The sequence below is a fragment of the Arthrospiribacter ruber genome (assembly GCF_019343195.1).
Taxonomy (GTDB): domain Bacteria; phylum Bacteroidota; class Bacteroidia; order Cytophagales; family Cyclobacteriaceae; genus Arthrospiribacter; species Arthrospiribacter ruber.
The window spans coordinates 39,235-62,742 of record NZ_RPHB01000003.1 but is presented as its reverse complement, the minus strand read 5'-3'; the positions used below and the strand labels follow the sequence as shown (position 1 = coordinate 62,742).

The following is a 23,508-nucleotide window of genomic DNA, read 5'->3' as shown; positions in this document are numbered from 1 at the left end:
TTTAATGAAAATAAATGAACTCAACCTTGACGCATAAAAATATTATTCTGTCTCAATAATCATTTTAAAAATATGAAATCTTATAGAAAAAAATATCAAAATAAACTTTAAACCTATTTGAATATCAATTGATTTTTATTTTTTCAATAAGTATAAGGTCTACGAATCAGCCCCTTTTCGTGCATTTCTTTGGCAAGTTCTCGGGAAAATGAATTATAGATTTCCTGAAAGTTATGCATTGCCGTACCTGCTACGTTTGTTCTTGCCAACCATGCTATTTCGAGGTCTTCTTTGTCCAGAAGAAAAAGGTGGTAGCCTGAATTAGGCCGGGTTACTCTTCCGGAATCCGTATATTCTTCATCTACCCATTTTTCTCTGGTATGCACGATCAACATTCCATCAAAATCCAGTTCTCCGATTTTTTCCATAAACTCTGAATAAGGCACAGGCTTGTGTATAGGAAAATGTTGATTGGCAAAAGTTAAGTTAACAGAATTCAGGTATCTTTTGAGACTGTTGGAAAGCATCCTTCTGTCACTGTCATGGTCAAGGTCATTGAACTTACCAAAAAATAAATACTGATAATTGTCTTCGTCCCATTCATAAAATGTATCATCCGAATGGGTCAATAGAACAAACAGAGAATTGTAAGTTTTCTCCTGATTGATCAATTTTTGCGAATTGAAATTGACAGAGGCACAAGAGGCCAAAACCATTACTAACAGTGCAGATAGGGTGTTTTTCATACTATAGTGTACTCCAAAACGGCCTTTAAAGTTGTTTGAAAAATAAAACTTAACATTGAAATTTTCATAAAAAATCTACAATCATTTGGCATTCATAAGCTTGAGCTTTTTCTTCCTTTTTCCCCTCTCTAAAAAATAAAAGACCCCTGATAATTCAAGGGTCTTTTTTAAGTGATTTCCTATTTTTCAATACAAATGAAATACAGGTTTTCCTTTTTCAAATTATTGTATCAGGAAAAAGGGTATTTGCCTTTTTCAATCATAAAATCAGCAATCTGCCTTCTAAGCTCCTTAGTATTGACCAAGTCTGCCTTGGTCCACCTTTTAAGACCCATCAACATCACCTTTTGCTCGTCACCTTTAGCAAAAGCCGCGATGGCTTCTTTGGCTGCTGTCTGGATTTTTTCCACGGCCTCAAACAAATACACTTGAGTCATGGCGATCTGCTGCTTGCAAGCTTCTTCTCCTTGAATGGAAACCAGCTTTTCTGTCCTCAAAACTGCAGATTCAGCCGCATAGATTTCAATCATCACATCTGCAAGGTTCATCATGACTTCTTGCTCAGATTCGATTTTGTCCTGCAGTGCCATAGCAGCTTTGCCTCCGACCATGAGAAACACCTTTTTCAGCTTTTTGATGACTTCTTTTTCGGCAGCAAAAAGCTCTGAAGTATCTATGCTGTCAAAACTTGGTACTGAGGTAAGCTCGTTACCTACTGCCATTGCAGGTTCAAAAAGGTTGATTTCACCTTTCATGGCCCTTTTCAATAGCATACCTACCATAAGCATCCTGTTGATCTCATTGGTACCTTCATAAATTCTGGATATCCTGGCGTCTCGGTAGGCTCTTTCCATAGGTGCATCAGCCGAATATCCCATTCCACCATATACCTGCACACCTTGATCCACTACATAATCCAACACTTCAGATCCGTGAACTTTAGCTATTGCGGCTTCTATGGCAAATTGCTCTAGGGCTTTCAACTTGGCTTCTGTATCCTCCAATCCTTCGGCAGCCAATGCAGCCATTCTGTCTTCGATATCCTGACCTGCTCTATAGCAAAGGGATTCGCAAGCATAAGTCCTCACAGCCATCTCAGCCAATTTTTGCTTGATGGCTCCAAATGTGCTTATCGAAACACCAAATTGTTTTCTTTCGCTGGAATACTTGATGGCATAAGAGGCCACGGTCCTACAGCCTCCCAATACTCCTGCACCCAGTTTGATTCTACCGATATTGAGGATATTTACAGCAATCTTAAATCCGTTTTGACGCTCAGAGAGCATGTTTTCTACAGGGACTTTACAGTCATTGAAGAAAACCTGACGGGTGGAAGATCCTTTGATACCCATCTTTTTCTCCTCTTCATTCATGGTGATTCCACCAAAGTCCTTTTCAACGATAAAGGCTGTCAGGTTTTTATCATCCTCAATTTTGGCAAAAACAATAAAAATATCAGCGAATCCAGCATTGGAAATCCACATCTTCTGACCATTGATAACGTAGTGTTTTCCATCCTCTGTAAGCACTGCTTTGGTCTTTCCGCTGTTGGCATCGGAACCTGCATCCGGTTCGGTGAGGCAGTAACAAGCTGCCCATTCACCGGTAGCAAGTTTTGGTAAGTACTTGGCCTTTTGTTCTTCATTGCCATAATACAGGATCGGCAAAGTACCTATTCCTGTATGTGCTCCATAAGTGGTGGAAAAAGATCCTGCACCACCGATGATGTCAGCAATAAGCATAGAAGTGTTGAAACTCATGCCCATTCCTCCGTAATTTTCAGGTACGGAAATACCCAAAAGACCCAATTCACCTGCTTTCTTGAAGATAGAAGGTACCAAGTCAGGGTTTTTCATGCTATCGATTTCCTCTATTTTCGGATGGATTTCGGTATCGATAAAATCCTGACAGGCTTGCGCCATCATTTTCTGTTCTTCGGAAAATTCTTCAAATATGAAGATATCCTGGGCTTCAGTTTCTTTGATCAGAAACTCTCCGCCGTTGATTGATTGTTTTGTTATTGTTTTCATATTAGTAGACGTTAGACATAAGACGTAAGACATAAGACAAGCAGCATCTTACGCCTATGCCACTATATTTTTTCGAATTTTAAAATCAATGAATAAAGCATCCTTTGTATATCGCTTACTTCTGAAGTTACAATATTGAATCTCTTGTCATCAATAAAACCTAATTCATATGCCACATACAATTGGGTTTCCAATTCACAAATTGATCCATGAGCAATTCCTAAGAAATTTATAAATTCACCATCTGTTCTTCGACCAGCACCTTCAGCAATATTTGATGGAACGGAAACTGCACTCCTTCTAATTTGTGAAGTAAGTCCAAACCTCTCTTCAGAAGGAAAAAGCTCGGAAACTTTATAAATTTCCGTAGTAAGCTTTATTCCCCTTTTCCAAACATTTAGCTCTTTATAATTGTGCACAGTGTGAAATTTCAGATTTTACAAAAAGAATCAAAGTTTGCTTATTGATATACCTATTATCTTACTGGTAACATTTCCCCAAAAAGAAGGCTCAGAAATAAATCCAGTCTTGTGTCTTGGGTCTAAAGTCTTAAGTCTATTTAAGCAGCTCAAAAACTCCCGCTACTCCCTGTCCACCACCTACACAGGCGGTAACCATGCCATATTTCTTGTTCTGTCGACGAAGCTCATTGAACAGTTGTACGGATAGCTTGGCTCCTGTACATCCAAGTGGGTGACCCAATGCCACCGCTCCACCATTGACATTTACTTTGTCAATATCCATGTCCAATGATTTGATAACAGCAAGTGCCTGTGCAGCAAAAGCTTCATTGAGTTCTACCAAATCGATTTTATCCAAAGTCAATCCTGCCTGCTTGAGTGCTTTTGGAACGGCTTCTTTAGGACCAATTCCCATAATCCTTGGCTCTACCCCGGCGACTGAATAAGACATCATTCTGGCTACTGGCTCTAAGTTGAGTTCTTTTACCAACCTTTCTGACATGACCACTACGAATGCAGCCCCATCAGATGTCTGTGAAGAATTACCTGCAGTTACTTGTCCACCTTGCTTAAATGCTGCTCTCAGGTTGGAAAGTCCTTCCATAGAAGTCCCTTTTCTAGGTCCTTCGTCCGTATCTACAGTATATTTTCTGGTTTTTCTTTTTCCTTTTTCGTCCAGATAGGTTTCTTCTACTTCTACCGGTACGATTTCATCCTTGAATTTGCCCTGCTCCAAAGCTGCCAAAGCACGGTCATGGGAGCGAACGGAAAATTCATCTGAATCTTCCCTAGTGATATCGTATTCCTTGGCGAGCTCTTCTGCTGTGAGGCCCATACTTAGATAGTAATCAGGAGTCTTGGATGCAATGTTCCAATTAAGGGCAGTCTTATAACCCATCATAGGCAATAGAGACATGGATTCTGTACCACCTGCGATAATGCAATCGGCCATTCCAGCTTTAATCTTTCCTACTGCCAATGCAATGGCTTCTAGTCCAGATCCGCAATATCTATTGATGATAAAGCCTGGATTATCCACCCCTAAAGCCAATAGGGAAATCATCCTACCCATCTGCATTCCCTGCTCTGCTTCAGGAATAGCATTGCCGACTATCAGGTCATCGACCATTTTATTTTCCAATCCAGGGGTGTTGGACACCAGGTGCTTGATGACATCAGATGCGAGGTCATCGGGACGGTAAAACCTAAAGCCACCTTTTTTGGCCTTTCCTACCGCCGATCTATATCCGTTTACTATGTATGCTTCCATATTTGATTGTTTCTAAATTGAGGTTTATTGATTAACTAATGATTATTTAAGTTTATGAGTCTAGAAACAAGAGCCAAGAAACAAGACTAGCAGAAATTCAGACTTCATCATTGAAATTCAAAAAGGATTGGTATCCAATTTCGATTTGAACCCATTTATCATTTTTTGTACTTCACTAATATCTGAATTTAACTGACTAAATTTTTCAGTTTCTAACAAGCCTACCTTATTTGCTATGATTGCTTGCGTTTCCAGTTCATAACTTTCTCCAATGCTTATGTCAAGAGAGTTTAGGAAAGCTTTCGAAGTACTTTTGGCAGAACCTTCTGCAATATTTGAAGGGATTGAAACGCTTGCCCTCCTCATTTGCGAAGTCATACCAAACTTTTCATCAGAAGGAAATTCATTTGTCAAGTGGTAAACCTTTACTGCTAAATCAACTGACTTTTGCCAAACTTTGAGATTTTTGAAGTTATGTTTACTTTTCATACTCTTTCAAACTATGGTTTTCAATCTATTCTTCCTCCCTTTTCTTCTTGATTCTTGATTCTTGATTCTTGGTTCTTGTATCTTGGTTCTTGTATCTCTTTCCTTTCGTCTAATTCCTAAGCGGTTTACCTTTAAACAGAATGCTATGTATTCTTTCAAGGGTCTTTTTCTCACCGGTAAGACTTAGGAAAGCTTCTCTTTCAAGATCCAGAAGGTATTGCTCGCTGACTTCTGTCGGAGAGGAAAGGTCTCCTCCTGACATTACCCAGGCAAGTTTCCTGGCAATCTTAGCATCATGCTCTGAAATGTATTTTCCATATAACATACCTGTGATTCCAGCTTCAAACAAGGCCAAGGATGTTTTTCCCAAAACCTTAATATTGGTTTGCTCTACTGGTTGCGAATAGCCTGCATCATAGAGTGAAAGGACTTTGGATTTCGCTTCTGCCAGTTGTCTCTTTCTGTTGAGTGTCACAGCATCCTTTACCTGTAGGTATCCAAGACCTCTGGCCTCTGCTGCAGAAGTGGAGACTTTAGCTGTAGCAATGTTCATAAAGTACTCTTGCAACCTGTTCAATTCCACATCACCCTCTTTGGATTCATTGGAAAAACGAAGGGTCATTTCTTTGGTACCTCCTCCTGCAGGAATCAAACCTACACCGAATTCAACCAGACCCATGTAAAGTTCTGCGTGTGCCTGTACTGCATCGGCATGCAGAGACAGCTCACAACCTCCACCTAGAGCCATGTTGTGAGGAGCCACGACAACAGGCACTGATGAATAGCGTGCCCGCATCATTGTTTTTTGGAACCCTGCAATCATTAGATTGATTTCATCAAACTCCTGATCTCCTGCGAACATGAACAGCATGGCCAAATTGGCACCCGCAGAGAAGTTTTGACCTTCATTGCCGATCACCAATCCTTTATAAGATTTCTCAGCCATGGCAATGGCCGTATTGATCCCTTCTATCACTTCCTGTCCTAAGGAATTCATCTTGGTATGGAACTCTAAGCCCAGGACATCATCGCCGAGATAATAGATGGAGGATCCTGCATTGCTCCAAAGCTTTTTATCTGCTGCCTTCAAAGTTTCCAGAATGACAAAGTCTTCTGTACCTGGAATAGGTTTATAGGATTTTGAAGGAATGTCATAGTACATGCGCTGTCCGGCTTCCACTTTATAAAATGAGGTATGACCCGCTTCCAACATTTCATGTACCCATGGAGCAACTTTTTCTCCTGCAGCCTCCATTTTTTCCACAGTCTCTTTCACACCTAAAATGTCCCAGTTTTCGAAAGGACCATATTCCCATCCGAAGCCTGCACATACAGCCTGATCTATTCTGTACAACTCATCAGAGATTTCAGGAATTCTGTGGGAGCAGTACTTGAATAAATCATAAAATGTAGTCCTATAAAACTCCCCTGCCTTGTCATCAAAATTTACGAGGAATTTGATCCTCTTTTTCAAGTCATCAATTTCTTTGGACGCTTCAAGAGCTTTAAATTTTGGCTTTTCGGCATCTTTATATTCAAAGGTTTCAAAATCAATTTCCTTGAGTTCTTTGGTACCATCCTTATGTCGGATCATTTTGAAATAACCCTGACCGGTCTTATCTCCCCACCATTTATTTTCATATAGCTTTTCTACGATTTTGGGAAGCTTGAATTTGTCGCGTGATTCATCATGCTCCAATGTCTTATATAGGTTGTTGGCTACATTGACCGTAGTATCAAGACCTACCACGTCCATTGTTCTGAATGTGGCAGACTTGGCCCTTCCTATCACTGTTCCGGTGAGTTTGTCCACTTCTGACACACCCAATCCCATTTTTTCAATGGCATGCATGCCGGATATGATGGCATAGACACCTATTCTATTGGCAATAAAAGCCGGGGTATCTTTACAGAGCACGGTTTCTTTACCCAAAAACCTATCTCCATAATCCATCAAAAAGTCTACGATTCCAGGATCTGTTTTTGGTCCAGGAATAATTTCCAGGAGTTTCAGATATCTGGGTGGGTTGAAAAAGTGTGTTCCTGCAAAATTGACCTGGAAGTCTTCTGACCTTCCTTCACACATCAGATGCATAGGAATTCCGGAAGTATTGGAAGTAATGAGCGTTCCAGGTTTACGGTGTTTTTCTACTTTTTCGAAAAGAGATTGTTTGATTTCAAGCTTTTCTACGACCACCTCTATTACCCAGTCAAAGTCTTTTATTTTGGGAAGATCATCGTCAAAATTTCCTAAAGAAACACGACTAGCGTAGGACTTGTCATATAAGGAAGCTGGTTTTGCTTTTAGCGTATTCTGAAATGCCTCATTGACAATTCTGTTTCGGACAGCTTTATCGTCCATGCTGAGTCCTTTCTTTTTTTCTTCTTCGCTCAGTTCTCTGGGTACAATATCAAGCAACAATACCTCAACACCGATGTTGGCAAAGTGGCAGGCTATTCTTGATCCCATGACTCCTGAACCTAAAATGGCAACTTTTTTAATGGTTCTTTTCATAAAATTATTGGTTTAGAGTTCGTAGACTTTTTTGTCGTACGTATTAGGGTTTAATGTTTCGGAATTTATTTTATCTATAACATGACTGATTTTCTGGAATACCGTGAAAAAAGCATCCAGCTCATCTTCACTCACGTGTTCTCTTACCAAGAGGTTGAATGTCTTGATGGTTTTGACAGAAATTTCTTTTTTTCTTTTTCCTTCTTCTGTCAGGAAAATCCTGACAGACCTTTTGTCAATAGGATCAGGTTTCTTGAAAATCAGGCCTTTTTCTTCCATGCTTTTCAGCATTCTGGTCAGGCTTCTGGCTTCAAGACCCATCAAAGGGGCAATCTTTGTTGCCGGGGTTCCTTCTTTGGAATTGATATTGATCAATACAAAGCCTATTGAAGTGGTAAAGTCTTCCTGGGCTGCTTGTTGGTTGTACATCCTTGAAATCGCATGCCAGGCACTCTTTATATGGTAATCAACTGTTTCTTCGCGTTTCATAGGCATAATAATGAAGGTCTAATTTACAAAAAATATTGTATGCATGCATACTAAAATCAAAAAAAGTTATGCATGCATAAGAAATTTAAATCTCAGTTTACGCCAATAAAAAAAACTATATTCTGAATTATTACAGAATATAGTTTTTATAAGGGTATTTATTTTATGAAAACTGATTTACACAAAATTAGTTTCTCAAAAAAATTCTATCTAATTGTAAAGTGTTTCTATTTCGCTGGCATATTTCTGATGAATTACCCTTCTTTTAAGTTTCATTGTTGGGGTAAGTTCACCAGTTTCTATATTCCATTGTTCTTTAAGAATCTTAAACTTTTTGACCTGTTCCCATTTTCCGAAGTATTTATTTAGGGAATCAATTTCTTTTTGAAACTTGTCAATGATTTCTTCTTTTTGCAGCATTTCCTCATCATTGGTATAAGGGATGTCTTTGTGCTTACACCAATCCTGCAGTCCTGTAATGCTGGGTACAATGAGTGCTGCAGGGTAATTCTTATTTTCTCCCACAATAATGATCTGTTCAATAACAGCAGATTCTTTGAATTTATTTTCCATTGGTTGAGGAGCTATATATTTGCCGCCAGAGGTTTTGAACATTTCCTTTTTTCTATCAGTAATCTTCAGGTAAACGCCTTCGTGAATTTCTCCAATATCTCCTGTATGGAACCAGCCTGTTTCATCAATTACTTCAGCAGTAAGATCGGGCTGTTTGTAATAGCCTTGCATGACATTTGGTCCTTTTACCAGGATCTCTCCGTCCTCTGCGATTTTTACTTCCACATCTTTCACTATTTTTCCTACCATACCTATCCGAATATCATCTAGGTTACAGACAGATGCAGAAATCACTGGGGATGTTTCGGTAAGGCCATATCCCTCACATACAGGAATCTGTGCAGACCAAAATACCCTTGCCAATCTTGGTTGTAGTGCTGAAGCACCTGAATTGATCTGTGCAATGTTTCCGCCAAGCGCTTCTCTCCATTTACTGAATATGATTTTATTGGCAATTTTCAATTGAAAATTGTACCACCATCCTTGATTTTTATTCGGCTCATATTTCAGTCCGAGATTCAAAGCCCAAAAGAAAAGTGATTTTTTCAAACCGGTGAGTTCATATCCTTTTGACACAATCTTGTCATATACCTTCTCCAAAAGCCTGGGAACAGTATTGAAAATATGTGGTTGGATCTCTTTGAGATTGTCCCCAATTGTTTCCATACTCTCAGCATAATAAATTGAAATACCCATGTAGAGGAAACAAAATGAACCAGTCCTTTCATAAATATGGCATAGAGGTAAGAAACTCAGAGCGGATGACTGACCCTTCTCCACTATTACCCTATCCTCTATAGCCAAAAGATTGTGGATGACATTTCCGTGAGTCAGCATGACTCCTTTTGGCCTGCCTGTAGTACCGGAAGTGTAAATGATAGTAAAGAGGTCATTGCTCTGTATGGATTCTTTCCTTTCTTCTAAGTTAGCCAAATCACCACTCTCTCCGCTTGCCAAAAAATCCTCCCAATATTCACATCCCTCTATTTGGTCAAAGGAAAATATTCTGATAGGTGTACCTGTAGCAGCTTCAGTGGCTTTTCGATAGATATCTAAATCTCCAACAAAAACCTGCTTTACTTCCGCATGTTCAAAAATATATTTGTAATCGTCTGCTGAAATGGTGGGATACATAGGAACAGAAATCGCTCCTATCTGCTGTAATGCCAAATCCACAAAATTCCACTCAGGCCTATTGTTGGAAATGATGGCCACTTTATCATTTTGGTCTATTCCTGAGGCTAAAAAAGCCAGACCCAAGTTGTCTACAATTTTCTTAAGGTCTCTGGAAGAATAGGTTTTCCATTCTCCGTTTAATTTTTGAGCCAAAGCTACTTCTTTATCGTAAGTAGCAATCTGATGAGGTATAAGATCAAATAATCTGTTGATGGTCATAGTGAGTTTTGGTTAAGACATCTTTCAAATTATGAAAAAGGTCTCATTTATCCAATTTACTTTTCAAGCTACTTATCCACCTTCTATTTAATGTTAATGTGATTTTTTTTAAAAAAGATTTAAGGTCTTTATTATAGTGTGGATTTGTGGATAAAAACTCCATTCTTTTTTCTCCACATTAGAATACTGGGAAATTCACCTGTTCTCCACTTTTTATCCACTGCTTTGTAGATGCTTAAGTGATTGGTATTGTATGATTTGATTTGTTTTTGGTTTATATATGTGGTTAAGTTAGATTTAGTAAATAGTAGACAACTTAGTGTGAGTCTGATTGTGGGTAAGTGTGGAGTAATTGATACTTTTCCCCAGCTTTGATAAATATTTATCTATTTACAATAGTAGAAGAGGATAACTTTTACTTTTTACCCGACTTTTCCTCAGCAATCCACATCAATTTGTAGAGTTATCTACATTGTTTTGCCTGAATAATTTCAACAATTGTTCCCAATGCGCATCAATTTCAGATTCTATATCATCCATTTCATTCTCTGGTAATCTGGGTATTTGTGCCAAACCAATTGGTATTCTTGGTTGTATTACTACTTCTAAAGTCCATCCACCCCTTACGGTCGTTTCTTTATTGTTGTTATCATTGGGATTTTCTAAATAGTATACAGGCTCTGCTTGTCTATTTTCTAATATATTGTGTGTATCCCATCTTCTATTATTGTTTCTGTCAACAATGGCTCTTATGTAATATGTTGAAGGTTCTATGTTTATAAATGTTGCAATGTTTGTATCTGTCAGGAATTGTTCGTGGACCACTTCTTCTTTTTTGTTTAGGATTTGAACAATTAGCGGTCTTTCGTCAGTATTTACAGTAACTTTTATTTCCTCGGCGAGTGTTTCTTTTTTAAGTCTTCTGTAAGAAGTTTCCTTTTTGTCTTTGTTAAATTGATCCTCAATATCAATGAAGGTACTGTCTCCTGCATATACTATAAAATTTTCTATTGATAGTGTGTCAGGAACCTTCCATTCTAGAATTAAGCGTGTTCTCATAAGACTATCTTTAAAAAATAGCATATCTTCCGTAACCGGAACTACTGAAGCTGTATCGTATTTGATTATCAAAGAGTCATAATTGATTCTGTTAACCGGTTTATTCAACTTTATTTCAGCCCTCAATTTTTCTACAAAATTTTTCTGTCCTTCCAAACTTATTTCCAGAGCTTCTTTTCTTCTTTCGCTTTCTTCAAATTTTGCATATAAGGTTGTATCAATCTGGAATCCTACAGAATCCTTTAAGTTTAGTCTTACCTGTAAACTGTCATTTTGTAGTGATGTATGGTAAAACCTGAGGGTCTTTTCATTTCTTCTAAAATACAGGTTCTCATTGAGGCCTTCTGCTTCTACATTTATTTCAAGAGGATCTTTGCTCAAAACCACATCAAAGTTGCTGCCTACTGATGCAGATCTATTGATCTTAAATTCTGATACATTTGATTTGTCAAGGTAAAAATTGGCTCCTCTTACATCTCTGTCTATTACAATCGTATCACCAAGGAAAGAGTAGGCTTCTGATTTTTCTTCTGCCTTTAGTGAGTTGTTTGCGTCATGCCAGGCATAAGCCAAATATCTTCCTTCTTTTATATTGGTGAGTTTAAAATTTCCTACTGAGTCAGTTGTTCCTATGTAATATGGTGGAGCAGTAAGGACATTTGTGGTATCATCTTCGGTGTATAGGCCTACCAACACATCCTTCATTTTCTTTTCTTTTTGGGGAAAAGTGTAAGCAACAGTACCTGAAAAGGTAAGACTGTCTATTTCTGGTCCTGTTGAAAAAACCAATTTGAGGTTTTCTGGAACATTTCCTTCAGTTATATCAGAAATTGTTTTTTGGAAATTGAAAACATATGTGGTGCTGTCCTCCAATTCCTGATTAAGCTTTATGGTAACTTTATTTTTTAAAGCCGTTACTTCCATTTCATCTTTTTTGATTCTTGGTGTAATGATTATTCCTTTATTGGGATTTTCGACTTTTACATATTCACTGAATAAAAGTTCTATCACACTTGGTTTTGTGTTCAATGATTCATTTTCTGGTGTTATAGAAAGAAGTTTTGGTGGTTCCTCGTCTTTGGGTCCACCCATTGGAGTACTTTGTTTAGCACAAGAATGTATTATTATAATAATAAGTATTACAATTATGTATTTAATATATTTCATTTTTTCTTTAAAATGAACATTAAACTTGAATAGTTTTTTTGATTCTTTTTTGCCCATTTATTTGATTTCCAGCCATTTATTAAACCTTTCATCAGGTGTTTTAACGGAGATTTTCCTGGATTTATATATTTTTCCGATAACATAGATATATAAAAACTGTCAAAAGACATGGGTTTTATATCTGCTATCCTGAATCCAAATTCTTCTGCAAAATTTTGTATAGAAGTTTGGTCAAAATGATAAAGATGTCTTGGTATATCCCATGCTGCCCAGTAATGTTTGTAAAATTTAGAGTCGTAAGAATCAATATTAGGAACGGCTATTATCAGTGTTCCATTTTCTTCAAGGAGTTTGTTAATTTTTTTTGCTGATTTTCTTAAATCATGAATATGTTCCAAAACATGAAATAAAGTAATTATGGTAAATTTTTTACCTTTTGGTATGGATAGTATATCTTCATATGTTGATATACCTTTTTGTTCCAGTAATTTTTGTGCTTCTGTATTAGGTTCTATTCCATAGGTTTTCCAACCGTTATTTTTAGCTATTTCCAAGAAATGACCAGTTCCTGCTCCTATATCCAGGAGTTTATTCTTTCTTGAAGAAAGTGAATTGATAAGCTGTAGCTTTCGTTTTAATGTGACAGTTCTAACTTGTTTATATAAAAAATTTACAAGGTTATTGGATTTGTTTTTATGAGATATGTAATCCTCTGATTGATAATATTCCTGAATGGTTTCTTTATCAGGTCTTGGATTGGTAAATACCAGATTACATTTGCTACATTGGCATAGTAAGAACTCCTTTTTACTAAAGAAATGATCTTGAATCTGGCTATAATTAAGAAAAAGCCCACTTTTACAAAGTGGGCATTTATTCAATCTTTCCAATTCACCCATCATCTTCCTAAATAGACGGTTAAAATAGACAAATCTGCAGGAGATACTCCGCTTATTCTTGAGGCTTGTCCTAAAGTATCTGGTCTGATCTTATGTAGTTTTTGTTTGCCTTCTGCAGAAAGTGCAGGAATGCTTAAATAATCGAAAGAAAGAGGTATTTTAAAATCCTCCATATTGCTTAATTTTTCTACCATCTGCTGTTCTTTCAATAGATAGCTTTCGTATTTGATTTGAATCTCAGCTTGCTCCAAAACTTCTTTAGGATATTTGGATAGGTATATTTTTATGTCCTCATCTAATTCCATGATTTTTTCCAATCCCATTTGAGGTCTTTTTAGCAGTTTTTCTATTGTTATTTTCTCTTTAATAGTAGCAGTTTCAAATTCCTCAAGACCTTCATTTATTTGTTCTGGTGCTAGACGTTTTTGTTTAAGATCATTGATAAGCTTTGCAGTTTCATCCTTTTTATCTAAGGTTTTTTCCAGCCTTTTATCATCTGCCAAGCCTATTTTATGGCCTAAATGGGTTAATCTTAGGTCTGCATTGTCCTGCCTCAGCAATAGCCTGAATTCAGCTCTTGATGTAAACATTCTATAAGGTTCTTCGGTACCTTTATTGATCAGGTCATCTATCAATACACCTATATAAGCATCTGATCTTTTTAACAAGAAGGGTTCATTTTCATTAACCTTGAGTGCTGCATTGATTCCTGCTATTAATCCTTGAGATGCTGCTTCTTCATATCCTGTTGTCCCATTAATTTGTCCAGCAAAGTATAGATTCTCTACCAATTGTGTCTCTAAAGTGAGTTTGAGTTGGGTAGGTGGGAAAAAGTCGTATTCTATCGCATAGCCTGGCCTGAACATCTTTGCATTTTCGAATCCAGGGATTTTCTGCATTGCTTTATACTGTACATCTTCTGGAAGTGAAGTAGAAAAGCCATTTACATAGATTTCTACCGTATTCCATCCTTCTGGTTCAACAAAGATTTGATGTCTTTCTCTTTCGGCGAATCTATTGATTTTATCTTCTATAGAGGGACAATACCTTGGTCCTAATCCTTGTATCCTACCATTAAACATTGGTGATCGGTCAAATCCTGTCTCTAGCGTTTCATGAACTTCTTTATTGGTATAGGTTATCCAACAAGGCCTTTGATTATTTAAAGGTAGAGTTTCGTCTGAAAAAGAGAATTTTTCTGGATTTTCGTCTCCATGTTGTATCTCCATCTTTGTAAAATCTAGAGACCTTCCATCAACTCTTGGAGGTGTACCAGTTTTCATTCTACCTGCTTCAAATCCTAAAGAAACCAATTGTTCTGTTATTCCTTTTGCAGCTGCTTCTCCTGTTCTACCACCTCCAAACTGCTTTTCTCCTATGTGAATGATCCCGTTCAGGAAGGTGCCGTTTGTCAACACTACTGATTTAGCTTTAATTTCTAAGCCAATTCCTGTTTTTACACCAATTACCCTATTATCCTTTACTACCAATCCACTGACCATTTCCTGCCAGAAATCCACATTTGGTGTATTTTCTAATGCTAATCTCCACTCCTCAGCAAACCTCATCCTGTCATTTTGGGATCTTGGAGACCACATTGCAGGCCCTTTTGACCTGTTTAACATTCTAAATTGAATCATTGATTTGTCAGATATAATACCTGACATTCCTCCCAGTGCATCTATTTCACGAACAATTTGTCCTTTTGCTACGCCTCCCATTGCAGGGTTGCAGGACATTTGGGCAATGGTGTTCATGTTCATTGTGCACAGCAATACGCTGGCACCCATCTTTGCAGCTGCATGTGCGGCTTCACAGCCTGCATGACCTGCCCCTACTACAATTACATCATATTGTGGAAACATATACTTCCTTATTTAATGTTTCACGTGGAACAGTTAATTGAATATATCAAAGATGTTTCACGTGGAACGTTTTAAAAGAGAGCGATTGACTCTTCTTCTTTTATTCGCATTTGTTTTTGTTGCTCTTCCGTTTTGTCTTTGTAACCCATCAAGTGAAGAAGGCCATGACTCAACACTCTTTTTATTTCTTCATCGAATGAGATTTTTTCATCTGTTGCATTTTCCTTCACCCGGTCTACGCTAATGAAAATATCACCTTCTATCTCTTTTTCTTTTTCAGAGTTATCAAATGTGATGATATCAGTATAGGTGTCATGTTGAAGGTATTCAACGTTTATATTGTAGAGGTACTCGTCGGAACAAAATATATAATTGAGTTCTATTATTTTATATCCTTCATTTGCAGCTATTTTTTTCAACCAGGATTTATAGCTGATTTTAGGTTTTAAGTCAAACCTTATGTCTTCTTGGAAAAACGATATTGCCATTTTACATGTAAAATGTTAAAATCGTTTTTCTTCCCTCATCTTCAAATTTCACCTCATCTGTTAAATGTTTGATGATGTAGATTCCTCTACCTCCTGGTTTTTCGAGATTTTCAGGAGAAGTTGGATCATTTAAATTTTCATAATCGAAACCTTTTCCCTGGTCAGTGATAGTGAACTTTATGTCATTTTCTCCTAATGCGAGTTCTAGCTCTACCTGTTTTTTACTATCCATATTGTTGCCATGAATGATGGCATTTGTGACACACTCAGTCACTGAAATCATTATGTTTCCATAGATATCTTCATTGATGGTATACTTTTCCTTAGCATTATCAATGAAACTTTCTATGATTTTTATATTATCCATCAGAGATGGAATTGAAATTTTGATAGATTTCATAAAATTAATATGGATAATGTAATTAATTATTTAATTAAATTTTTATGTCAAGTACTATTGGACAATGATCTGAATGATAAATATCCGGTAGTATACCTGCTCCTACTATTTTATCTTCGAACGGTTGATTGACCATATGGTAGTCAATTCTCCATCCAAGGTTTTTTACTCTTGCATTGGCTCTGTAGCTCCACCAAGTGTATTGGTGGGGATTTTCATTGAACTTTCGGAAACTGTCTACAAATCCACTTTCTGTGAACTTATCCATCCAAGCCCTTTCTTCTGGTAGAAAACCAGAAGAGTTTTTGTTGGATATAGGATTATGTATATCTATTGCTTTATGACAAATATTGTAATCTCCGCTAATGATCAAATTAGGAATTTTCTTTGTCAAATCCTGTGTGTAATGGTAAATATCATCGAGAAACTGATATTTAAAATCCTGTCTGATATCTCCTGTCGTACCAGATGGGAAATAAGCTGAGGTAAAAGAAAACTGATCAAAATCCAATCTGATCATTCTTCCCTCGTCATCATATACGGGTAAATCCATTCCGTAAGCTATGTTTTGCGGTTTGATTTTACTCATAATAGCTACTCCACTGTAGCCTTTCTTGACTGCAGGGTACCAGTAAATATGGTAACCTAAATCTTCAAACATGGATTTTTCTATCTGGTTTTCCTGAGCTTTTACTTCTTGTAAACCAATAATGTCCGGGTTTTCCTCTTTTAACCAATCTACAAAACCTTTATTGATGGCTGCACGGATCCCATTTACATTGTAGGAGATTAGTTTCATTGAATTCTTACTTTATTTCTATCTGATATTCTTGTTCAAAATATTCCAACACCTGGATTTTAAGTAATTTCTCTTGTTCCAGGATATCAAAATGCGGTAGTTTTTTTATAAGCTTCCAATGCGGCCAACCCTCTTGATCAATGAAGTCGAGTTCGTAAAAGCCAGCCAAACTTAGGACTTTGCATATAGCTATATGCATGAGATCCTGTTTTTGCTCTTTTGTAAACTGCTTATGGCCTTGACCCAGTTCTTGAACACCTATAAGGAAAAGGACGGCATTCAGATCTTTTGGTTTTTTTCCGATCACACTTTCCAGGCCTATCAGCAATTTGCCCCAACGTTTTTCAAGATCTAAATCTTTTTTAAACATCCTTTGATCCTTCTTTTTCCAATAGTTCCCAATATTCAACAGCCCTCCTTAAATGGGGAATTACAATGGATCCCCCTATCACAGTTGCAATAGAAAATACCTCAAATACCTCTTTCTTGTTTAAGCCTGCTTCAAAACATTTGCCCAAATGATACTTAACACAATCGTCACACCTCAATACCATTGAGCAGGCCAAGCCTATCATCTCTTTACTTTTGACGTCAATAGCGCCTTCGGCATAGGTATTTGTATCCAGGTTAAAAAACCTTTTTATGACTTTGTTGTCAGAAGCCATGATTTTTTCATTCATCTGACCTCTATAATTGTTGAACTCTTCTATTAAATTCATTAAATTTTGTGAGCTTATGTATAACCTGCAAATATAGCAGGTATTTTACTGTCGTTCAGTCATTAAAAGCCTTTTTGATATGCAAATGCCTATAATTGATGATTTTTTGTCCTTGGTCTTTCCCAAGACCTGTTGTCTTTGCAAGCGCAGTCTTTTTGATTTTGAAGATCAGCTTTGCAGGATCTGTATTGGAAACCTTCCTGTCACCAATTATCACCTGAGACCGCAGAACAATGACCTTGTTACCAAAATCCTTGGGCTGACCCAACCTAACCTGGTGATGTCCTTTTTAAGGTTTACCAAAAAGGGGGACAGCCAACGATTACTTCATCTGCTCAAATACCGTAACAAACCCGAAGTGGGCATTGAATTGGGAAGAATTTATGGGCAACTGCTTAAATCAACCGGCTTTGAGAATAACTGGGATATGATTACTCCGGTTCCTTTGCATGCTACAAAAAAGAAAAGAAGAGGCTACAACCAAAGTGAACAGTTTGCCATTGGTCTACATCAGTCTTTAGAAATTCCGGTAAGTTTGGCCTTAGAAAGGATGGTTTTTACCGAAACCCAAACCCAAAAATCCAGGATGGAAAGGTTAAGCAATGTTGAAGATGTATTTAGCGTGATAAATCCAGATGAAGTTATAGGGAAAAGAATTTTATTGGTGGATGATGTCATGACGACAGGTGCTACACTGGTGTCATGTACCAATAAGCTTTTGGAAAATAAGTCCAAATCAGTGGATCTGGCGGTGATTGCAGCAGGAAAAACTTAATACAAATTGAATAATTTCAATAAGTAACTATTTGGACCAGGCTTCGAAATAAAAGGCTAGAATAGATAATTTTCCTTTCAAAATTGTAACCTTTTACCAACTTCCCCCGGCGCCGCCGCCTCCGAAAGATCCTCCTCCAAAACCGCCAAAGCTTCCTCCTCCGAATCCTCCCCCGCCAAAGGAACCTCGGCCTGATGAAAAGTCTCCAAACTTTCCCTTACTACCGCCTTTCAGCATATTTGCCAGCATGATGGTAGTAAAAAGGTCAACATTTCCACCTTTACCACCCATGTGGTTGTCATTATCTTTCCTATTTTTTATTATGGGAATGATTACAAAAAGGAATACCATGATCAGAAAGAAGATCAGAGCTCCAAAATTTTCTCCGGAAGACGTTACTTTATCTGCCTGATATTCTCCGGAAGCCAATTTGAAAATCATATCTGTGGCTTTGTCCAAGCCCACATAATAGTCTTCCATTCGGAAATTTGGCACAATTAATTGGCTTACAATTCTTTTTGCCAAAGCATCCGGTATTACTCCTTCCATACCATATCCAGTAGCAATGAACACTTTTCGGTCCTCCATTGCTGCAAGTATCAGTACCCCATTGTCTTTGTCTTTTTGGCCAATACCCCATTTGTCGCCCAATTGGAAAGTATAATCACTGATGTCATAAGGCCCTACAGACCTGATCATTACAATAGTAACTTGAGTCGACGTGCTGTCATTGTATGCCCTTAACTTTCTTTCCAGGTTAGAAGACTCCTGATCGGACAAAGTGTTGGTAAAATCATTTACTAACCTTGGCGGTTGAGGTACGTCTGGAAAATCAGTTTGGGCAAATAACAAACTTACCGATAAGAAAAAGATGCAGGTCAATAGAAATCTCAAACTCATAATGCTTTATCCAAAGGAAATTTCGTCAGGTAATTCATTGATGTCACCTTTACGGTCAAATGGGAAATGTTTTTGTAGTGCCTGTCCACTTAATTCTATGCCTTTACAGAGTCCTTGGGTATAGGCCCCCTTTTTGAATTGGTCGATCATCATGTCTTTTATCTCTACCCAAAAATTCTCAGGAACTACGGCATTGATGCCACAGTCTCCTAAAATGGCAAACTTATGATCTTCAATGGCAAGGTAAAATAAGACAGCATTTCTTTCCTTCGTTTTGTGCATCTTGAGGATTTCAAAAACCTCAGCAGCTCTATCCATGACATCATCGCTGCAATGATTCTCAATATGGACCTGCAATTCGCCGGAAGTTTTTCTCTCGGCTGCTTTGATCGCTGCTATAATGCTGGATCTGTCAGATGCGGAAAATAACTTTTCAGGCATATCTCTTAGAATTGTACGCTAGGCGCTGTTTCTGCACCTTGAGCTGCTTCAAAGTATCCTTTTCTTTCAAAGCCATACCAACCGGCGAAAACGTTGTTGGGAAATGTCCTAAGGTTGGAATTGTAAGATTGTACAGATTGATTGAAATTTCTTCTGGCCACTGCAATCCTATTTTCTGTACCTTCAAGCTGCGCCTGAAGTTCCAGGAAGTTTTGGTTGGCTTTAAGATCAGGGTATCTTTCCACCGCTACCAAAAGTCGGCTCAGTGAACCGCTTAATTGATCCTGTGCTTCCTGAAACCTTGCAATATTCTCAGGACTTAGGTCATCTGCATTCAAATTGATGGAAGTGGCTTTGGCCCTTGCTTCTACTACTTGAGTGAGGGTTTGCTGTTCAAAATCCGCATATCCCCGCACTGTATTTACCAAGTTTGGAATAAGGTCCGCCCTCCTCTGATACTGGGTTTCCACCTCTGCCCATTGGCCATTGATGGTTTCTTCATTTTGCACAAATATATTGTACACACCTACAGCCTTTGTGTAAACAAATAAGGCAATCAGACCGATCACCAAAATAGGAATCCAAGCTTTTTTCATAGTAAGTTTTTAAGTTTAGTGAATCTTTGCACTATTACGGGGATTGATTTTATCAGGTTGGGTTTATTTTATGGCAGACTTTCTTTTGCTATTTCAAAGGTAGAAATCTTTAAGTTTCTTAGAAAAATTTGAAAGGTTGTTCCTACTCCCACTTTGCTTTCTATTGTCAAGTTGCCATCATGGGCACGGATTTGTTCCCTTACCAAATATAAGCCCAAACCTTTGCCTTCTACATGGGAATGAAACCTTTGATAAAGTCCAAAAATCCTGTCCCCATACCTATCCAGGTCTATGCCTATTCCGTTGTCACTGTATTCCAAAACAGTGAATTCATGTTCTTTCCTAGTTTTGATGGAAATAACCGGTTCTCTTTCTGGGTGTTTGTACTTGATAGAATTAGTGGTCAGGTTGATCAGAAAATTCTCAAGATGAGAGTAAATATAATTAATATGGCTTGCTTCTGAAAAATCTTTGTGGATGATGGCCTTAGCTTCTGAAATCTGTTTTGCGAGACTTTTTTCCACATTCCGCATGATTTTTTCGAAAGAGATTTTTTCGATTTTAGGAAGCTTGTTCTTTTTAATCGAAACCACTTCTATTAAGTCTTCCAAAGTACCATTTAATATTTCTGTAGAAACTTTTAGATTATGAATGATTTCTTCATTTTCCGGATTATTGGGATAATTTTGATCGTATAATTCCAAAAGTGAAGAGATATTGACTATCGGTGCCCGAAGGTTGTGAGAAATGATGTAGGCAAATCTTTGCAGTTCTTCGTTCTGTGATTTAAGGTCCCGGATAAGTTGTTCCCGTTCTTCCTCAGCGAGCTTGGTTTCGGTGATGTTTTGGGTAAATAATAAAATTCGGTCAATTTTTCCCTTGTTATTTTGCAAGGGCACTGCACTTTTGAGGTAGTATTGAGTACCTATTACTACCTCAAACATAACGGATTCTCCTTTCAAAACTCTGTCCAATCTTGCCCTAACCTCTCCGGCTATATAGTTTTCATATTTGGCAAGATGTGGGGTTCCTATGAGCTTTCTAGGGTCTATCCCTTTATTTTTATACTCTTTTCCATCAGTGTGTATGTAAATCAGGTTCTCGTCCAATACTTCAATGGTTCCCTTAGGAAAATTTTCAGCTATGCTTCTGAACAACTGCTCTGAGGCAAGAAGTTTGGATTCATAATTTATCCTGTTCAGCTCTGCCCCAACTCTATCAGACAAAATGGTGAGTAAGCCTGAAAGCCTTTGACTGTAAGGCTTGGGTTTCTCATCAAGCAACACGAGTATCCCAAGTCTATTTTCTTCCAAATCCGTAATAGGTACAGCCAAATAAGTAGAAATACCCATTTTTACTAAAACATCATCAGAAGGAAACAATTCATGTGCATCCTTTTGGATAATTAATGGTTCATTTCTGTCCAGACACATTTTGCAGGGTGTGCCTTCCAGAGAATAAGAAAAGTTTTCTTCTTTCTTTTGGTTGCGGGAATAGGAAAGAATTTTAGCAGTATTTGTATCCTCACTGATTTCTGCAATAAAACAATGGTTCATTTCCAGCTTGGATGACAATAACTGGGTAAGGGCGTCGAAATATTCTCTACCGCTGTATCGCGAGGTGTTTTCGGTCAGGTGGGACACGGTATTGTGGACAAACTCCTGTTCACTGATGTCTTCGAGTATGGCCTGATAATATTTTCCTTTTTCTATTTCCTTGGCATTGACTCTTAGATGAAAAAGTTTTTTGGTAAAAGCGCTGATATAGGGTCCTTCATAGAAGCCGGATCCTTTCTGGATACTGTCTAAGTAGGCATTTTTAATGGGGTTGTCTCCGACTAATCGAAATATGTTTTGTCCTATTAAAGAGCTCGTATCGGATAAGTCGATTTTCTTGATGAAAGACTTATTGGCATCGAGTATATGACCATTCTGGTCGTATTGGAGGATAGGCAATGGATTTTCCTCAAAAAGGGTCTTATACCTATTGAGGTGAATGGAAGACTCCTTCTCCTTTTCTTTGGTATATGTGAAATCTACGAAGAAGCCGGCCCAGATCGATTCTTTTGTATATTTCTTCAGCCTATTGGATGCACCATATACCCATTTGGTCTGTCCATCCAGTGTAAGTATCCGGAAGTAGGCTTCAAATTTGGAATCATTGAGGTAGGCAAGCCTGTCAGCATTGTGTACCAGCTCCCTATCTTCGGGATGGATGGCTTTATCCAAATACCCTTCATCTTCTATAATCTGTTCCGGTTTAAGACCAAAAAGGTTTGAAGAACCTTCACTCACAAATAGAAACTTATGAGTATGATCAGGGTAAGCCTGGAGAAGGTACACCATCCCTGGAACCACCCCAGTTAGCTCGTCAAGAACTGACTTGTTTTTGATAAGATCCTTTTCTATTTCTTTGAGTGCTGTTACGTCTGTGATGACGCCTAGATAAATACCTTCAGTTCCTGTTTCGAATTTTTTGATTTCGTCCTGGACAAAGATATAATGTCCTTCTCTGTGCAATACCCGGTAATTGAGTTTACTGTTGTGGGCATAATTGATTTTATACCCGTGACGGTCTTCAGGATGGATTAGTTTTTTCCAGTCTTCTCCTGTGAAATTCTCGAAAAAGGAAGCATCATAGCCCAACAACTTCTGCATCTTTCCAGTCCAGGTGACTTTATCTGTTTGGGGAGAATAATCATAATAATATAGGCCATTGTCTTTTTTGTCTGGATTAACAGGGTACTTTTCATCCGGAATATAGGAGTTGAAAAACTCAAGTTGGATTAGGAGCATATTGTTTTCCAAGCCTTTTTTGGTCAGATAAAGGTGTCTTGGAAACACCTCAAGCTTTGCATTTAAAGGATCTCCGACAAATATTTCGATTTGTGACTTAGGTAAAAAATCGAATTTTCCTTGGATAAATTTGACCCAGCTGTGGGTGTCATTTATCTTTAAATCCTGTCCAAATGCTGGTAAAACTATACTTTTTTCGGGTTGGATCAACCAGGAATACCTGACATTACTTCGCCAATCAGAGGGAGAAATAAGCGCATTTATCAAATAGGACTGGTCTTCTTGCGCGATGACATAGCCCTCAATAGCAATGAACAAAAATGATTTTTTGTTTATGATAATGGGACACTGTAGTTTTTCCCCTTTTCCAAGTTTTTCAAAAAGATAATCAAAAAGGTGCTCGGGCAAAGTTGGAAATAGGGCTTGAAAGAATGACTCTTCGTAGAATTTATCGCCTTTTTCAAGGATCTTCTTTATTTCTGATGATATATACAAAAGCTCATAGTTCCCCTCTTTATACCGTTTTAGGGTAAGAAGTATATTTTGAAAAAGTACCGTATTTTTCCGGGACATTGGTTTACTTCCAGCAATAGAAGATTTTAAAATTCAACAACTTACAGCTCAATTCATTATAATT

21 protein-coding genes are annotated in these 23,508 nt (G+C 37.7%); 1 reads left to right on the top strand and 20 read right to left on the bottom strand.

Going from position 1 to position 23,508, the window contains the following annotated elements; translation table 11 throughout:
* Positions 1-143 precede the first annotated feature (143 nt).
* The 16 genes from EGN73_RS06255 to EGN73_RS06180 all read right to left on the bottom strand — a co-directional run bounded on the left by EGN73_RS06255 (position 144) and on the right by EGN73_RS06180 (position 17,364).
* Positions 144-746, bottom strand: coding sequence for a hypothetical protein (locus tag EGN73_RS06255; RefSeq protein WP_219287688.1), 603 nt, complete (start codon positions 744-746; stop codon positions 144-146).
* Positions 747-976: 230 nt separating this feature from the next.
* The gene (locus EGN73_RS06250; RefSeq protein WP_219287687.1) at positions 977-2,776 is read right to left on the bottom strand and encodes an acyl-CoA dehydrogenase family protein; all 1,800 of its coding nucleotides are present in this window, start codon (positions 2,774-2,776) and stop codon (positions 977-979) included.
* Between the two features lie 62 nt (positions 2,777-2,838).
* Positions 2,839-3,195, bottom strand: coding sequence for a four helix bundle protein (locus EGN73_RS06245; protein WP_219287686.1), 357 nt, complete (start codon positions 3,193-3,195; stop codon positions 2,839-2,841).
* Positions 3,196-3,331: 136 nt separating this feature from the next.
* Entirely contained in the window at positions 3,332-4,507 is a 1,176-nt protein-coding gene (locus EGN73_RS06240) for an acetyl-CoA C-acyltransferase (protein WP_219287685.1), read from the bottom strand.
* Positions 4,508-4,624: 117 nt separating this feature from the next.
* A complete protein-coding gene (locus EGN73_RS06235) occupies positions 4,625-4,996 on the bottom strand; it encodes a four helix bundle protein (RefSeq protein WP_219287684.1) in 372 nt (123 codons plus the stop codon).
* A 109-nt stretch (positions 4,997-5,105) separates the two neighbouring features.
* Complete coding sequence (locus tag EGN73_RS06230) at positions 5,106-7,511, bottom strand: 3-hydroxyacyl-CoA dehydrogenase/enoyl-CoA hydratase family protein (protein WP_219287683.1); 2,406 nt, start codon at positions 7,509-7,511, stop codon at positions 5,106-5,108.
* Between the two features lie 12 nt (positions 7,512-7,523).
* Positions 7,524-8,000 carry a MarR family winged helix-turn-helix transcriptional regulator gene (locus EGN73_RS06225; protein ID WP_219288420.1) on the bottom strand — a complete coding sequence of 159 codons (477 nt, stop codon included), beginning with the start codon at positions 7,998-8,000 and terminating at the stop codon, positions 7,524-7,526.
* A gap of 210 nt (positions 8,001-8,210) precedes the next feature.
* Positions 8,211-9,968: an AMP-dependent synthetase/ligase gene (locus EGN73_RS06220; protein WP_219287682.1), complete on the bottom strand. Its 1,758-nt coding sequence runs from the start codon at positions 9,966-9,968 to the stop codon at positions 8,211-8,213.
* Between the two features lie 450 nt (positions 9,969-10,418).
* Positions 10,419-12,251 (bottom strand): Ig-like domain-containing domain, encoded by a 1,833-nt coding sequence (locus EGN73_RS06215; RefSeq protein WP_246611493.1) that lies wholly within the window; start codon positions 12,249-12,251, stop codon positions 10,419-10,421.
* Positions 12,191-13,096 (bottom strand): class I SAM-dependent methyltransferase, encoded by a 906-nt coding sequence (locus EGN73_RS06210; protein WP_246611492.1) that lies wholly within the window; start codon positions 13,094-13,096, stop codon positions 12,191-12,193. Before EGN73_RS06210 ends, EGN73_RS06215 begins: the two co-directional genes overlap by 61 nt.
* A complete protein-coding gene (gene mnmG, locus EGN73_RS06205; protein ID WP_219287681.1) occupies positions 13,093-14,958 on the bottom strand; it encodes a tRNA uridine-5-carboxymethylaminomethyl(34) synthesis enzyme MnmG in 1,866 nt (621 codons plus the stop codon). The genes EGN73_RS06210 and mnmG overlap by 4 nt, the downstream gene beginning before the upstream one ends.
* Before the next feature lie 71 nt (positions 14,959-15,029).
* Positions 15,030-15,446, bottom strand: coding sequence for an rRNA maturation RNase YbeY (gene ybeY / locus EGN73_RS06200; protein WP_219287680.1), 417 nt, complete (start codon positions 15,444-15,446; stop codon positions 15,030-15,032).
* Between the two features lies 1 nt (position 15,447).
* On the bottom strand, positions 15,448-15,846 hold the full coding sequence (locus EGN73_RS06195; protein WP_219287679.1) for an ATP-binding protein: 399 nt from the start codon (positions 15,844-15,846) through the stop codon (positions 15,448-15,450).
* Positions 15,847-15,880: 34 nt separating this feature from the next.
* On the bottom strand, positions 15,881-16,645 hold the full coding sequence (locus EGN73_RS06190; RefSeq protein WP_219287678.1) for an exodeoxyribonuclease III: 765 nt from the start codon (positions 16,643-16,645) through the stop codon (positions 15,881-15,883).
* 7 nt (positions 16,646-16,652) lie between these two features.
* On the bottom strand, positions 16,653-17,015 hold the full coding sequence (locus EGN73_RS06185; RefSeq protein ID WP_219287677.1) for a hypothetical protein: 363 nt from the start codon (positions 17,013-17,015) through the stop codon (positions 16,653-16,655).
* A complete protein-coding gene (locus EGN73_RS06180; RefSeq protein WP_219287676.1) occupies positions 17,008-17,364 on the bottom strand; it encodes a carboxymuconolactone decarboxylase family protein in 357 nt (118 codons plus the stop codon). The genes EGN73_RS06185 and EGN73_RS06180 overlap by 8 nt, the downstream gene beginning before the upstream one ends.
* 79 nt (positions 17,365-17,443) lie before the next feature.
* Between EGN73_RS06180 and EGN73_RS06175 the strand changes: the two genes are divergently transcribed.
* Positions 17,444-18,139 carry a ComF family protein gene (locus EGN73_RS06175; RefSeq protein ID WP_219287675.1) on the top strand — a complete coding sequence of 232 codons (696 nt, stop codon included), beginning with the start codon at positions 17,444-17,446 and terminating at the stop codon, positions 18,137-18,139.
* A gap of 93 nt (positions 18,140-18,232) precedes the next feature.
* Here EGN73_RS06175 and EGN73_RS06170 read toward each other — a convergent pair whose 3' ends face one another.
* The 4 genes from EGN73_RS06170 to EGN73_RS06155 all read right to left on the bottom strand — a co-directional run bounded on the left by EGN73_RS06170 (position 18,233) and on the right by EGN73_RS06155 (position 23,444).
* Positions 18,233-19,039: a TPM domain-containing protein gene (locus EGN73_RS06170; RefSeq protein WP_219287674.1), complete on the bottom strand. Its 807-nt coding sequence runs from the start codon at positions 19,037-19,039 to the stop codon at positions 18,233-18,235.
* Between the two features lie 6 nt (positions 19,040-19,045).
* Positions 19,046-19,480 carry a TPM domain-containing protein gene (locus EGN73_RS06165; protein ID WP_219287673.1) on the bottom strand — a complete coding sequence of 145 codons (435 nt, stop codon included), beginning with the start codon at positions 19,478-19,480 and terminating at the stop codon, positions 19,046-19,048.
* 5 nt (positions 19,481-19,485) lie between these two features.
* Positions 19,486-20,076, bottom strand: coding sequence for a LemA family protein (locus EGN73_RS06160; protein WP_219287672.1), 591 nt, complete (start codon positions 20,074-20,076; stop codon positions 19,486-19,488).
* Positions 20,077-20,144: 68 nt separating this feature from the next.
* Positions 20,145-23,444 carry a PAS domain-containing sensor histidine kinase gene (locus tag EGN73_RS06155; protein ID WP_219287671.1) on the bottom strand — a complete coding sequence of 1,100 codons (3,300 nt, stop codon included), beginning with the start codon at positions 23,442-23,444 and terminating at the stop codon, positions 20,145-20,147.
* Positions 23,445-23,508: the final 64 nt, after the last annotated feature.

Coding starts and splice junctions, on each gene's coding strand:
- EGN73_RS06225 (WP_219288420.1), bottom strand. CDS start 8,000: ATGAAACGCGAAGAAACAGTTGATTACCATATAAAGAGTGCCTGGCAT.
- ybeY (WP_219287680.1), bottom strand. CDS start 15,446: ATGGCAATATCGTTTTTCCAAGAAGACATAAGGTTTGACTTAAAACCT.
- EGN73_RS06155 (WP_219287671.1), bottom strand. CDS start 23,444: ATGTCCCGGAAAAATACGGTACTTTTTCAAAATATACTTCTTACCCTA.
- EGN73_RS06195 (WP_219287679.1), bottom strand. CDS start 15,846: ATGAAATCTATCAAAATTTCAATTCCATCTCTGATGGATAATATAAAA.
- EGN73_RS06215 (WP_246611493.1), bottom strand. CDS start 12,251: ATGGGCAAAAAAGAATCAAAAAAACTATTCAAGTTTAATGTTCATTTT.
- EGN73_RS06250 (WP_219287687.1), bottom strand. CDS start 2,776: ATGAAAACAATAACAAAACAATCAATCAACGGCGGAGAGTTTCTGATC.
- EGN73_RS06160 (WP_219287672.1), bottom strand. CDS start 20,076: ATGAAAAAAGCTTGGATTCCTATTTTGGTGATCGGTCTGATTGCCTTA.
- EGN73_RS06165 (WP_219287673.1), bottom strand. CDS start 19,480: ATGCCTGAAAAGTTATTTTCCGCATCTGACAGATCCAGCATTATAGCA.
- EGN73_RS06220 (WP_219287682.1), bottom strand. CDS start 9,968: ATGACCATCAACAGATTATTTGATCTTATACCTCATCAGATTGCTACT.
- EGN73_RS06175 (WP_219287675.1), top strand. CDS start 17,444: ATGCAAATGCCTATAATTGATGATTTTTTGTCCTTGGTCTTTCCCAAG.
- EGN73_RS06170 (WP_219287674.1), bottom strand. CDS start 19,039: ATGAGTTTGAGATTTCTATTGACCTGCATCTTTTTCTTATCGGTAAGT.
- mnmG (WP_219287681.1), bottom strand. CDS start 14,958: ATGTTTCCACAATATGATGTAATTGTAGTAGGGGCAGGTCATGCAGGC.
- EGN73_RS06235 (WP_219287684.1), bottom strand. CDS start 4,996: ATGAAAAGTAAACATAACTTCAAAAATCTCAAAGTTTGGCAAAAGTCA.
- EGN73_RS06185 (WP_219287677.1), bottom strand. CDS start 17,015: ATGTTTAAAAAAGATTTAGATCTTGAAAAACGTTGGGGCAAATTGCTG.
- EGN73_RS06180 (WP_219287676.1), bottom strand. CDS start 17,364: ATGAATTTAATAGAAGAGTTCAACAATTATAGAGGTCAGATGAATGAA.
- EGN73_RS06240 (WP_219287685.1), bottom strand. CDS start 4,507: ATGGAAGCATACATAGTAAACGGATATAGATCGGCGGTAGGAAAGGCC.
- EGN73_RS06230 (WP_219287683.1), bottom strand. CDS start 7,511: ATGAAAAGAACCATTAAAAAAGTTGCCATTTTAGGTTCAGGAGTCATG.
- EGN73_RS06210 (WP_246611492.1), bottom strand. CDS start 13,096: ATGATGGGTGAATTGGAAAGATTGAATAAATGCCCACTTTGTAAAAGT.
- EGN73_RS06255 (WP_219287688.1), bottom strand. CDS start 746: ATGAAAAACACCCTATCTGCACTGTTAGTAATGGTTTTGGCCTCTTGT.
- EGN73_RS06190 (WP_219287678.1), bottom strand. CDS start 16,645: ATGAAACTAATCTCCTACAATGTAAATGGGATCCGTGCAGCCATCAAT.